Here is a 12,756-nt window from a genome sequence, read left to right on the forward strand (position 1 = left end):
CAAGTATATATTGCTCCTAAAATAGGTGCAATGGGAAATTTAAGATTATCTGTTCATTCTGATGAACATAGCTGGTTAAGGGAACTTTTCCTTAATCGGCGAAATGAATTAGGTTTAACTCAGCGCGCATTGGGAGAACGATTGGGCGTTGTACATTCCTTTATTGGAAAGGTGGAAACTGGCGACCGAAGGTTAGATATTTTTGAATTTATTGAATATAGTAAGGGGCTAGAACTTGATCCCATAATGATTTTGAAAGAAATTGAAAAACGGTTTGGGTGACACACTTTAAAAGATAAAAAAACCGCTATTCATAACAAATAGCGGTGGAGGTCTTAAAATAAAATAACCATTTAAAAAACTGCAAATATGCAGTGCACTAGCAATTTATCAGACTATTGTTTTGTGAGTTAGTTCACATTTTTTTCAAAAAAATGACTAAAAATTTCATCAGTACCTAGTTTTTTGTAAAGGCAAGGATTTGCGCCTCAATTCCTTCCGCATCTAACTGCAATTCATGTAACATTTCTTGTTGTGAACCTTGCGGAATGAAGTAATCAGGCAAACCGAGTTGTAAAAGAGCGGTCGGTTTTGCCGATAAATTTAATACTTCCGCTACCGCCGAGCCTGCCCCACCTTGAATCGCATTTTCTTCCAACGTCACTAAATAATCGTGAGTTTGTGCAAGGATATTGATCATTTCCCTATCAATCGGTTTCACAAAACGCATATCTACCACTGTCGCATTTAATTTTTCTGCCGCTTCGAGGGCTGCAGGTAGCAATGTACCGAAATTTAGAATCGCAATTTTTTGCCCTTCTCGAACCAAACGGGCTTTACCGATAGGCTGTACTTCCAGAGGCGTTAATTCTACACCTAAAGCATTACCGCGTGGATAACGCACTGCAGCCGGTTTACCGCATTTATATCCGGTATAAAGCATTTGGCGGCATTCGTTTTCATCACTTGGTGTCATAATAATCATATTAGGAATGCAACGCATAAAACTTAAATCAAATGCACCTTGGTGGGTTTGCCCATCAGCCCCCACGATACCGGCACGATCGATAGCAAATAAAACCGGAAGATTTTGAATAGCCACATCATGAATTAACTGATCGTAAGCACGTTGTAAAAATGTTGAATAAATGGCAACAACCGGTTTATAGCCGCCAATAGCTAAACCGGCGGCGAAAGTGACGGAATGTTGTTCTGCAATGGCAACATCAAAATATTGTTCCGGGAAGCGTTGGGAAAACTCAACCATCCCTGAACCTTCTCGCATTGCCGGTGTGATGCCAATAATTTTAGGATCATTTTCCGCCATTTCACAAAGCCAATCACCGAAAATTTTGGAATAAGTCGGTTTTGCGTTTGATTTTGGCAATTCACCACAAGCCGGATCGAATTTCGGTACGCCGTGAAAACCAATCGGGTCTTTCTCTGCCGGGGCATAGCCTTTGCCTTTTTTCGTTTTAATATGCAACAGTTGTGGCCCTTTTAAATTGCGCATATTGCTTAAAGTGGCGACTAATTCATCAATATTATGACCATCTAGCGGGCCAATATAGTTAAAACCAAGTTCTTCAAATAACGTACTTTCCGGTGAGAACATAACACCTTTCATATGTTCTTCGGTTTTTTTCATAAAATTCTTCACACTTGGTACTTTATCTAGAATTTTTTTACTGCCATCCCTTACCGTAGAGTAAAAAGAACCTGAGAAAATACGCGCTAAGTGATTATTGAGTGCGCCCACATTTTCTGAGATTGACATCTCATTGTCATTTAAAATAACCAACATATCTGTGTGTAACGCGCCTGCATGATTTAACGCCTCAAATGCCATACCTGCTGTGATTGCGCCATCACCAATAACACACACGGTTTTACGTCCCGCATTTTCTCGTTCTGCGGCTAAGGCGATACCCAATCCTGCACTAATAGAAGTGGAGGAGTGTCCAACACTCAGCACATCAAATTCACTCTCCTCACGCCAAGGGAAAGGGTGAATACCATCTTTTTGACGAATTGTGGACATCTGATCACGGCGACCGGTGAGAATTTTATGCGGATAAGCCTGATGCCCTACATCCCAAATGAGTTGATCGAATGGCGTTTTATACACATAATGCAATGCGACAGTAAGTTCTACCGTACCTAGCCCCGAAGCTAAATGACCGCTGCTCTGACTAACTGATTCCAAAAGGTAGCTACGTAATTCATGGCAAAGCTGTGGTAATTGGTTTTTGTTTAAAAGACGTAGATCTTCCGGTGAATTAATGAGGGATAAAAGAGGGTAGTTGTTCATGTTAGTTATTCCCAAAAATTTGTGATTATTAACCGCACTTTTTGTTTAATTTGTGACGCGGTATCAATTAACTCTTTCTTGTAATAATAAATTTAGCTAAAGCACGAAGTGCGGTGGTATCAAAGGGGATTTTATCCAATTCGGACAGCGCGGTTAAATATAAATCTTGTGCCTTTTGCTTTGCGCCCTCTAATCCGAGAAGTTTCGGATAAGTATTTTTACCCAAAGTTAAATCCGAACCGACTGGTTTTCCAATTTCTTCACTATTACCCTCAATATCTAAAATATCATCCTGAACTTGAAAGGCGAGTCCAATGGCTTCAGCATAATGCGTTAAGGACTGTTCTAGTGCTCTATCTGCAAAATGGGGGGAACAAATAAATCCCAGTTTTAAAGCGGCGGTGAGTAATGCACCGGTTTTATTGCGGTGAATGATTTCTAATTCCTCAAGGCTGATTTGTTTATTTTCGGAAATCAGATCCAAACTTTGCCCCAAACACATACCCTGTACACCGGAAGCTTGGGCTAAAATCTGAATCAATGCCAGTTTTTGTTCCGCTGAAAGGTGAGGAGTTTGAGTGAGAATATCAAAAGCGAAAGTTTGTAGTGCATCACCGGCTAAAATTGCCGTGGCTTCATCAAAAGCAATATGACAGGTGGGATGTCCCCGGCGTAAATCGTCATTATCCATTGCCGGTAAATCATCGTGAATTAAGGAATAAGCGTGTATGGCTTCAATGGCAGCAGCAGCATAATCTAAAGATTGTTCATTTGCTCCGAGCATTTTCCCTGTTGCATAAACTAAAAAAGGACGAACCCTTTTTCCGCCCAACAACAAACCATATTTCATCGCATCACGTAATGGTGCTCCCTGGTTTTTAATATTATCAAACCGCGTCTCTAAAAATAAATTAATCCGTTGTTGAACATCTGTAGATTGTTGTAAAAATTGATTCATTTTACTCGCTTCCTTGATAATCACTCAGCGGTGCATCTTCACTTTTTTGCAAAAGAATTTGAATACGCTGCTCCGCTTGCTGTAAACGTTCTTGACCTAACTGTGCCAATTTTATTCCCTGTTCAAATTCTTTTAGCGCCTCTTCTAAAGGCAATTCGCCACTTTCTAAACGAGAAACAATGGTTTCCAGTTGCATCAATGTGGTTTCAAAATCTTGTGATGTTACCGCTTTGCGAGCCATTATTTAGTGTTCCTTTTTATGGAAAATATGCAACATTGTACTTTATTTTATCGGATGTTAAAGTTTTATTTCAAAAACACCGATGGGAAAACTTGCACTTGATTTTGCTTTGTGGACTTTTCCCTTGCTTTGCGTAAAATATCCGGCATTTTTTATCAAATTCTATTCTTATGAAATTTATTATTAAACTTTTCCCTGAAATTATGATTAAAAGCGAAACCGTGCGTAAACGTTTCGCTAAAATTCTCACCAGTAATATACGCAATATTTTGCAAAAATATGACGAAGAAACCGCGGTTGTTCGCCATTGGGATTACATTGAAGTGCGGTCAAAAAATGAAAAAAATCGTGAAGAATTAATCGCATTATTGCAACGTATTCCGGGTATTCATCATTTCTTAGAAGTAGAGGAAAAATCTTTCACAGATTTACACCACATTTTTGAACTCACTCTTGCCGATGTCAAAGAACAACTTCAAAACAAAACCTTTTGTATTCGGGTAAAACGTAAAGGTAGGCATAAATTCAGCTCCATTGAAGCGGAGCGTTATATTGGCGGTGGTTTAAACCAACATATTGAAAGTGCAAAAGTGCGATTAAAAAATCCTGATGTAACCGTACGGATTGATATTGAAGATGACAAAATGATGTTGGTTAAAGCACGTCACGCCGCTATCGGAGGTTATCCTATTGGCACGCAAGAGGATGTGCTATCTTTGATTTCCGGGGGATTTGATTCAGGTGTGTCGAGTTATATGTTGGTTCGCCGAGGTTCACGGGTGCATTATTGTTTCTTCAATCTTGGCGGGGCGGCACATGAAATTGGCGTAAAACAAATGGCTTATCATATTTGGCAACGTTATAGTTCATCCCACAAAGTCCGCTTTATTGCGATTAATTTTGAAGGGGTAGTCGGCGAAATTTTAGAGAAAGTCGATAACGGTCAAATGGGCGTTGTCTTAAAACGAATGATGGTACGGGCAGCAAGTAAAGTGGCGGCACGTTTTAATATTGAAGCGATTGTAACCGGCGAGGCGTTGGGACAAGTATCCAGTCAAACCTTAACTAACTTACGCTTAATTGATGAAGCCGCAGATGCCTTGGTATTACGTCCTTTAATCACTCATGATAAAGAACAAATTATTGCTATGGCGAAAGAAATTGGGACTGATGATATTGCAAAATCAATGCCTGAGTTCTGTGGTGTGATCTCGAAAAATCCAACTATCAAAGCGGTACGTGAGAAAATTCTTGCGGAAGAAAGCCATTTTAATTTTTCTATTTTAGAAAGTGCGGTAGAAAATGCGCAATATTTAGATATTCGTCAAATTGCAGAAGAAACGGAAAAAGAAGTAGTAGAAGTTGATACGGCTTCAGAGCTAAATGAAAACGATGTCATTTTAGATATTCGTAGCCCGGAAGAAACCGATGAAAAACCCTTTAAATCGGATCACCACGAAGTTATACAAATGCCGTTTTATAAGCTTTCATCACAATTTAGCTCACTGGATCAAAGCAAAAACTATATGTTGTATTGCGAACGTGGTGTGATGAGTAAATTGCAAGCCTTGTATTTAAAAGAAAACGGTTTCACTAATGTTTATGTGTTTGTGAGAAAATAACCTCAATATTGACCGCACTTTTATGCTTTAATTGTGCGGCTAAAACTAATTCAACTCTTCTAACATTTCATCAATAGCTTTTGCTAATAAAGTGCGGTCATGGCGGTAACTGACATCATCCGCATTTAAGCGCTTTTCGAGTATTTTTACCGAAGAAATGCTTGAAATATCAACCGCACTTTTTCCCCGTATTGGAGTGATAACACCATCAAGAATATCTGTGCCGACAGTATGGTGAATCCAATGGATACGCTCAGTTAAAGAAAGGGTAGCGGCAGTACCTAATTCAATGCCTAAATTATCAATAAAAATTTTTTTCGCCGTACTTGTGCGAATTGCGCTGCCAATATCAGATAAAAGCAAAGGAGGCATAATACTGGTTAAGAAACTTCCCGGTCCGAATAAAATAACATCAGCCTGCTCAATTGCTTGGATGGCTTCCGGTGTTGCCTGAACCAGCGGAATAAGAAATAATGATTGCGGTGTTTCGGTTAAATTATCAATGCTTACTTCTCCCACAATACTGGAGCCGGCTCCAAGGCTTGCTGCGAGGTGGACGGGGCTTTCTGACATCGGAATTAAATAGGATTTAACCCGTAATAAATCCCGAATCAAATTAACGCCGTCTAGCGGGCGAACGTGCATATCTTCAAGGGCTTTTAGCATTAAATTACCCAAATTATGTCCGCCAAGTTCGCCTGTACCGCTAAAACGATATTCAAATAGGGCGGAAGCAGTACTAGGTTCAGTAATGATTTGGTTTAAACAATTTCGTAAATCCCCCCAAGCAATCCCACCTTGCTGCAAACGAATGCGACCGGTAGAACCGCCGTTATCCGTGGTAGTAACAATGCCGGTAAGGCGTTCTTTCATAAAACTTAAAGCAGACATTACCCGCCCTAAACCATGTCCGCCGCCAATCGCAACAACACGTTGATCATTTAAGTATTTATACTGACCCAGTGGGGTAAAGTCTGACATAAAATTTTTCTACCTAAAATTAATTAATATATCAATCATTATATATTTATTTATATAAAAAATTTAAAAGAATTTACTGAATTTATCATGAAGTTTACATAATTCATTGCGTTTTTTAGCAAGAATCTTTTAAAATGCCAAAATATTCTATCGCATAACTCCGAGCTTGTTTAGTCTAAGTTCTCAACCGAATATGACGGCAATGCCAATAACGATGTTTGTTATTCAGGGATACGTTGGAAACGGCTTATCCTCTCCATTTTAGAAAGGTGTCTCATGCAATCAATTCCTATAAAAAACGTGGAGGCGTCACGTTTAGTCGATGCATTCCAGCGTACTTACTATTATTTACGGCTGTCAATTACTGATCAATGTAATTTCCGTTGCAACTATTGCTTACCAGACGGCTACCAACCGGAAACGGATAAACCCAGTTTTCTCACTTTAAGTGAAATTACCCGTGTCGCACAGGCTTTTGCCAATATGGGGACGAAAAAGATTCGTTTAACCGGCGGTGAACCAACGTTGCGTAAAGATTTTCTTGCGATAGCTGAAAATATTGCCCAAATCAAAGGTATCAATCAAGTGGCTTTAACCACAAACGGCTACCGTATGTTAAAAGATGTGGAGGCTTGGAAACGTGCCGGCATTACCTCTATTAATGTGAGCGTAGATAGTCTCGACCCCAAAATGTTTCACCAAATTACGGGGATTAACAAATTTGAAGAGGTTATACGTGGAATTGAACGAGCATTTGAAGTGGGCTACGAGAAAATCAAAGTTAATTCGGTATTGATGAAAAATTTAAATGATATTGAATTTAATCAATTTCTTGATTGGGTGAAACATCGTCCGATTCAAATGCGTTTTATCGAGTTGATGCAAACGGGAGAAATGGATAGCTTTTTCCATCGTTATCATCTTTCAGGACAAGTTCTTGCTGATAAATTAATCTCACTGGGTTGGAGTCAACAACAAAAAGCGCTAACAGATGGACCGGCAAAAGTTTTTAAACATACTGATTATAAGGGCGAAATTGGTCTGATTATGCCTTATGAAAAAAACTTTTGTGCAAGCTGTAATCGTTTACGGGTTTCGTCAAAAGGCAAGCTACATCTTTGCTTATTTGGCGAAGAAGGGATTGAATTGCGTGATTTGTTGCAATCTGATGAGTATCAAGCACGTTTACAAGCTCGCATTTTTGCTGCTTTGCAAGGTAAACGTGAACATCATTATTTACACCAAGGTGATACTGGTATCCGTAACCATCTTGCCTCTATTGGTGGGTAAGATTCAAAACTTTTTCAAAATTAACCGCACTTTTTTAAATTATGACAACATTTACTCATATTAATAGTCAGGGCGAAGCCAATATGGTGGACGTATCTGAAAAAACAGATAGTGTACGCGAGGCACGAGCCGAAGCCTTAGTGACCATGTCACAAGATACATTATCGATGATCTTAAATGGACAACATCATAAAGGCGATGTATTTGCTACCGCACGCATTGCGGGTATCCAAGCGGCGAAACGCACTTGGGAACTGATTCCATTATGTCACCCATTGTTACTTTCAAAAGTGGAAGTCAGCTTAGAACCACTGATTGAAACGAACCAAGTTCGCATCGAATCCCTTTGCAAACTTACGGGAAAAACAGGGGTAGAAATGGAAGCCTTAACTGCAGCGAGTGTTGCAGCGCTGACCATTTATGATATGTGCAAAGCGGTGCAAAAAGATATCGTGATTTCACAAGTTCGCCTACTTGAAAAGAGCGGTGGAAAATCAGGTCATTTTTTAGTGGAGAAGTAGATGTTACACGTATTGTTTTTTGGTCAGACACGTGAAATTATCGGGCTAGATGAAACTAAAGTAGAAGGGGAGTTTTCTAGCGCAGAAGCCTTACGCCAACACCTTGCTCAACAAGGTGACAAATGGGCATTGGCGCTGGAAAAAGGAAAATTGCTTGTGGCAATTAATCAAACTTTAATGCCCCTTGAAAGTACGATTAAATCCGGTGATGAAATTGCTTTTTTCCCTCCGGTGACAGGAGGTTAATATGAGCGATATTCATATTTCTGTGCAAGATGCAAAGTTTGATCAAAATGCTGTTTATCAGTGGCTTTCAGCACCGCATTCCGTTGGTGCAGTCGTTATTTTTGTGGGAAAAGTTCGTGATCTGAATTTAGGTGATGACGTGTCCAGCCTCTATTTGGAGCATTATCCGGCCATGACAGAAAAAGCGTTGCGGGAAATTGTATCTGAAGCCAAACAGCGTTGGGATATTCAGCGGGTTACAGTGATTCATCGTGTTGGGTTATTACATACCGGTGATGAAATTGTATTAGTCGGTGTATCTTCATCCCATCGTGGTGAGGCTTATCAGGCGAATGAATTTATTATGGATTACCTTAAATCAAAAGCCCCATTTTGGAAAAAAGAACAGACTAACCAGGGAGAGCGTTGGATTGAAGCCCGGGACTCAGATAAAAAATCGTTAGAAAAATGGTAAAACTAAAAAAGCTCGGGAATACCGAGCTTTGCATTTTAATGATTTAACTTTCCAAACCGGCAAGATTACCTAAATCTTTGTCGATTAAGAATAAGCCTTTACCATCTTCACCAAGAAGGTTAAGTTTATCTAGAATACCGCTAAAGAGTTTTTCTTCTTCGTGTTGTTCAGCCACATACCATTGTAAGAAATTGAATGCTGAATAGTCTTTTTCTTCAAAAGTACGACCTACTAACTCATTGATTTTACTGGTAATCAATTTTTCGTGTTGGTAAGTAATTTCAATCACATCTTTTAATGATTTATACTCGTGAGGTGGAGCTTCAATCGCAGAAATAACAGCTAACGCGCCGGTTTCATTCAAATAAGTGAATAATTTGCGCATATGTTGCATTTCTTCTGCAGCATGTGCAGATAGGAATTTTGTCGTACCTTCAAAACCTTGTTGTTCACACCAAGCACTCATCTGAAGATACAAATTAGATGAATAAAATTCTAAATTCATCTGATCATTTAATAGTTTTACGACATTTGCTGATAACATCTTATTTCTCCTATTATCCTATTCTAACGTTGCCAAATCACGATCAACGAAATATAAACCTCTACCGTCTTCACCGACCAAATTAAATTTATCAATAATACTACTAAATAATTTTTCTTCTTCATGTTGCTCAGCAACATACCATTGTAAGAAATTAAAGGTAGAGTAGTCTTTATTTGCAAAAGTCACCTCAACTAATTCATTAATTTTTGAAGTAACAAGTTTTTCGTGTTCTAGGGTAATTTCAAATATTTCTTTTAATGATGTATAGTCATTTTTCGGCGCTTCGATTTTACCTAAAAGCGGCATACCGCTAGTTTCATTCACATACTGGAACAATTTATGCATATGTTCTAATTCTTCGTCTGCATGACGAAGTAAAAAAGCCGCAGCACCTTCATAACCATGTTTTGAACACCATGCACTCATTTGTAGATAAACATTAGAAGAATAAAATTCCAGATTAATTTGTTCATTCAGTTTATCTGTAATTGCTTGATTAAGCATAACTAGCTCCTTTTCACTTGATTGATGAAATAATGAATCTAGGACATTCTAGATAGATAAATGAGAATTTTCAATATATTTTACACTTTATTTTTTACAAACCATTAATTTTAAAAGGATAAAACAAAGTGAATTATTCTCATTTATAGCAATAATTTAGAATGTAACAATTAATGCCTTCCTTGGTATCTTATTACTTTGAAACTGATTTTACCGAAATTTAGTTTTAACCATTCATTCGCTTTATCCAATAAACAGTAAAACTAACCATTAGTTTCTTAAACCCAAGAATTAGATCTGCCTAATTTTTTCTTAAACAAATAGAGTAGAAAAACAAACGTTCTAAAAGTGACAAAATCTTACAGTTAATTTAACATAATATACATTATGCGAAATTAGTGATAAGGTGAGTGAAAACTACGGATTAATAAAATCACAGAGTTATGCACAGGTCACAGATACTAGTTAAACAAGACAAATACAGTGATTTTTACGCCTTGTAACGGCTTTTTGAGGTATTTTATTGAATGATTGAAGTTGATTGTCAGGTTTTTGTCAAGGCTTAGGTGTGTCAGATATTTATAAAATTATTAGATGGATGTGGCTATCCTAATGAGGCATAAATTTTCTATAGAACTTATTTAGGACTTAAAAAACAAAAGCACATTCATTTCTGAATATGCTTCCATTTTAAAAAATCTCTTGTGATACGGTCACTAATTATTCGAACAATTTTACTCCATATTCGTAAACTTGTTGCAGTAAAAAAAGTTTTTCAGGATTATTAGCATTTTCGTCAGCGAGCGCTCTTAAACTACTCTCAAAATCACTCAGACTTTGTTCCAGTTTACGTTGACGATATTTCTGCCATTTGATTTGTTCTGCCCGTGTTAGTGTTTTATAAAAATGTCGTGCACGATAATGAAATAATAAATCTGCTATTCGCTTATCCTCAAAGGCTAATCCATGTTCAGCTAATTTATCCTCCGGCAATTGGCGTAAAATCGCCATATTATTTTTATCGGCATTACTGAAAAAACCATTATAAAGTTCAGTTTCAACATTGTCACTTGGTTCAAAAATACGCTCTTCACTAAATATATCGGTCACTTTTTCGCGAATATCAAAAGACGTACGCAATTTAGCTAAATTTTCTAAGCATAATTGACGATTTATACCCAAGCGTTCTGCATTTTTAGGCAATAAGGTTTTAGCTGGCGCAAGAATAGGACATTTATTAATATGTACAAGTTTTAACGGTACAGATGGGACTTCCCTTTCATCTAATTCGGTTTTTTTAGTATATAAATCGATTCTTAATTCATCCGCACTTTTTGCCAATAAATTATCAATGTCACCACTTAAATCACACGTAATTACAGCATTTTGATTAGTCGGATGCCAAGCTAAGGGAGCAATCCAAGTACAATTACCGCGATAATTACCAAACATACCTGAAACGTGAACTAACGGTGTCATTTCTGCCGTATCAATGAGTTTTTCTACTTCCCTTTTGCCACGATTTTCAAAGAAATACTGGAATAATTTAGGCTGTTTTTCCTTAATTAATTTTGCCATAGCAATAGTCGCATAAACATCGGCCATAGCATCATGCGCATTCTCGTGTTCAATTCCATTCGCTTTGGTAAGTTTTTCTAGTTTAAAACTAGGGATTCCGTTTTCATCAAACGGCCAATTTATTCCATCTGGGCGTAATGCGTAGCAAGCCCGCACCAAATCTAATAAATCCCAACGGGAGTTCCCATTTTTCCAGCTATATTCATAAGGATCGATAAAATTGCGATAAAAGGTATAACGCGTCATTTCATCATCAAAACGAATGTTGTTGTACCCCATTACACAGGTGTTAGGTTGAGAAAATTCAGCTAAAATTTTTTCGGCAAACTCCGGCTCAGAAATCCCCTTTTCGTTGCATTCTTGAGGAGTGATTCCAGTCACTATCACAGCTTCCGGAGAAGGTAAATAATCGTTTGTTTGCTTACAATAAAGCATTACAGGTTCGCCGATAATATTAAAATCAGCATCAGTACGAATACCAGCAAATTGAGCCGGGCGATCTTTAGATGGACTGATCCCAAAACTTTCATAGTCATAGATAAAGAAGGTAAAGTTATTTGACATGATATTCTCTTTTAAGCCAAAATTTTATCTAAATAAAATAAACAAAAGATAGCAGTTAAACTAAAGACGATACCTAACCAGTTAATTTTACTGATCTTTTCCTTAAATGCTAAAGCACCGGTCACTGTTCCCAAGCAAATAACACCGATATTCATACCTGCAAAAACTAAAGTCGGGTTTTCGCCAAAACTTTGATGAGCTTTAATATAAAATAAAATATTAAAGAAATTTAGTCCCCCTAAAATAATACCGCCGACAAAGCTTGGTACAGTCCATTGCGTACGTTTGACTAATAAATAAAAAAACATTACACAAGAGGCAAGAGAAAACGAAATAAATAATGTGGCTGAAAATACCCCACCACTTTTTGCCACTTGTTTGAATAAAATATCAATAATGCCATAGCCAAACCATACACCGATTAATCCTAAAATGCCCTTAAAATTGACCGCACTTTGTCCATGGTTTGATTTCGTCAATAAGCAAAATAGTCCCATAAATGCTAAGAGAATCCCGACTATTTTTGATTGACTCAATGTTTCGTCGAAAATTAAAAATGTGGCTAAAATTGGCAGAAATAACGAGAGGCGTTGTGCCGCATCTGAGCGAACAATACCGGCAAATTCCACGGCTTTCGACATAACAATAAACACACTTGGCAACAATAGCCCTAGTGCGAAGAAAATGGGAGCGCTATCACTTTGTGCAATATAATCCGTAAATTCCAATCCTTTGAAATCCGGTTTTAACAAAAAATAGCTTAATGACAAGGCAACAATATAGTTAAAAGCAATAGCTTGCTCTACAATGATATTTTTCTTGCGTGCAATTTTGAGTAAAACAGAAACGGACACACTGAATAAAATAGCGAGTATGAGATTGTACATTTTGTTCCCTGACTACTACTTGATCAAAAATTAATAATTTTTAGAAGAAATG

Annotated in this window: 14 protein-coding genes and 1 riboswitch; of the genes, 6 read left to right on the forward strand and 8 right to left on the reverse strand. The window is 37.7% G+C overall.

Features of this window, described 5'->3' with window-relative positions:
* The first annotated feature begins 30 nt into the window (after positions 1 to 30).
* Positions 31 to 282 carry a helix-turn-helix domain-containing protein gene (locus BKG94_RS06795; protein ID WP_077435523.1) on the forward strand — a complete coding sequence of 84 codons (252 nt, stop codon included), beginning with the start codon at positions 31 to 33 and terminating at the stop codon, positions 280 to 282.
* A 175-nt stretch (positions 283 to 457) separates the two neighbouring features.
* On the opposite strand, the gene dxs is transcribed toward BKG94_RS06795, so the two are convergent.
* The 3 genes from dxs to xseB form a co-directional block, all read right to left on the reverse strand.
* Positions 458 to 2,311: a 1-deoxy-D-xylulose-5-phosphate synthase gene (gene dxs, locus BKG94_RS06800; protein ID WP_077435525.1), complete on the reverse strand. Its 1,854-nt coding sequence runs from the start codon at positions 2,309 to 2,311 to the stop codon at positions 458 to 460.
* Positions 2,312 to 2,378: 67 nt separating this feature from the next.
* Entirely contained in the window at positions 2,379 to 3,269 is an 891-nt protein-coding gene (ispA, locus tag BKG94_RS06805) for a (2E,6E)-farnesyl diphosphate synthase (RefSeq protein WP_077435527.1), read from the reverse strand.
* 1 nt (position 3,270) lies between these two features.
* A complete protein-coding gene (gene xseB / locus BKG94_RS06810) occupies positions 3,271 to 3,510 on the reverse strand; it encodes an exodeoxyribonuclease VII small subunit (protein ID WP_077435529.1) in 240 nt (79 codons plus the stop codon).
* Positions 3,511 to 3,680: 170 nt separating this feature from the next.
* On the opposite strand from xseB, the gene thiI reads away from it, so the two are divergent.
* Positions 3,681 to 5,132, forward strand: coding sequence for a tRNA uracil 4-sulfurtransferase ThiI (gene thiI / locus BKG94_RS06815; protein WP_077435531.1), 1,452 nt, complete (start codon positions 3,681 to 3,683; stop codon positions 5,130 to 5,132).
* Positions 5,133 to 5,177: 45 nt separating this feature from the next.
* Here thiI and BKG94_RS06820 read toward each other — a convergent pair whose 3' ends face one another.
* Positions 5,178 to 6,113, reverse strand: a complete 936-nt coding sequence (locus BKG94_RS06820) for a gluconeogenesis factor YvcK family protein (protein ID WP_077435533.1) — start codon at positions 6,111 to 6,113, stop codon at positions 5,178 to 5,180.
* Positions 6,114 to 6,259: 146 nt separating this feature from the next.
* Positions 6,260 to 6,401: riboswitch (molybdenum cofactor riboswitch) on the forward strand.
* Between BKG94_RS06820 and moaA the strand changes: the two genes are divergently transcribed.
* The 4 genes from moaA to moaE all read left to right on the forward strand — a co-directional run bounded on the left by moaA (position 6,390) and on the right by moaE (position 8,624).
* A complete protein-coding gene (moaA, locus tag BKG94_RS06825) occupies positions 6,390 to 7,403 on the forward strand; it encodes a GTP 3',8-cyclase MoaA (RefSeq protein ID WP_077435535.1) in 1,014 nt (337 codons plus the stop codon). It overlaps the preceding riboswitch by 12 nt.
* 41 nt (positions 7,404 to 7,444) lie before the next feature.
* Positions 7,445 to 7,924 carry a cyclic pyranopterin monophosphate synthase MoaC gene (gene moaC / locus BKG94_RS06830; RefSeq protein ID WP_077435537.1) on the forward strand — a complete coding sequence of 160 codons (480 nt, stop codon included), beginning with the start codon at positions 7,445 to 7,447 and terminating at the stop codon, positions 7,922 to 7,924.
* The gene (gene moaD / locus BKG94_RS06835; protein ID WP_077435539.1) at positions 7,925 to 8,170 is read left to right on the forward strand and encodes a molybdopterin synthase sulfur carrier subunit; all 246 of its coding nucleotides are present in this window, start codon (positions 7,925 to 7,927) and stop codon (positions 8,168 to 8,170) included.
* A gap of 1 nt (position 8,171) precedes the next feature.
* Positions 8,172 to 8,624 carry a molybdopterin synthase catalytic subunit MoaE gene (gene moaE / locus BKG94_RS06840; RefSeq protein WP_077435541.1) on the forward strand — a complete coding sequence of 151 codons (453 nt, stop codon included), beginning with the start codon at positions 8,172 to 8,174 and terminating at the stop codon, positions 8,622 to 8,624.
* 43 nt (positions 8,625 to 8,667) lie between these two features.
* On the opposite strand, the gene ftnA (BKG94_RS06845) is transcribed toward moaE, so the two are convergent.
* The 4 genes from ftnA (BKG94_RS06845) to BKG94_RS06860 form a co-directional block, all read right to left on the reverse strand.
* Entirely contained in the window at positions 8,668 to 9,168 is a 501-nt protein-coding gene (gene ftnA / locus BKG94_RS06845; RefSeq protein WP_077435543.1) for a non-heme ferritin, read from the reverse strand.
* A gap of 18 nt (positions 9,169 to 9,186) precedes the next feature.
* Positions 9,187 to 9,675, reverse strand: a complete 489-nt coding sequence (ftnA, locus tag BKG94_RS06850; protein WP_077435545.1) for a non-heme ferritin — start codon at positions 9,673 to 9,675, stop codon at positions 9,187 to 9,189.
* 720 nt (positions 9,676 to 10,395) lie between these two features.
* Positions 10,396 to 11,817 (reverse strand): exodeoxyribonuclease I, encoded by a 1,422-nt coding sequence (sbcB, locus tag BKG94_RS06855; protein WP_077435547.1) that lies wholly within the window; start codon positions 11,815 to 11,817, stop codon positions 10,396 to 10,398.
* Between the two features lie 11 nt (positions 11,818 to 11,828).
* A complete protein-coding gene (locus BKG94_RS06860; protein ID WP_077435549.1) occupies positions 11,829 to 12,704 on the reverse strand; it encodes a hypothetical protein in 876 nt (291 codons plus the stop codon).
* Between the last annotated feature and the right edge of the window lie 52 nt (positions 12,705 to 12,756).

It is taken from the genome of Rodentibacter ratti, from assembly GCF_002000485.1.
Lineage (GTDB): Bacteria > Pseudomonadota > Gammaproteobacteria > Enterobacterales > Pasteurellaceae > Rodentibacter > Rodentibacter ratti.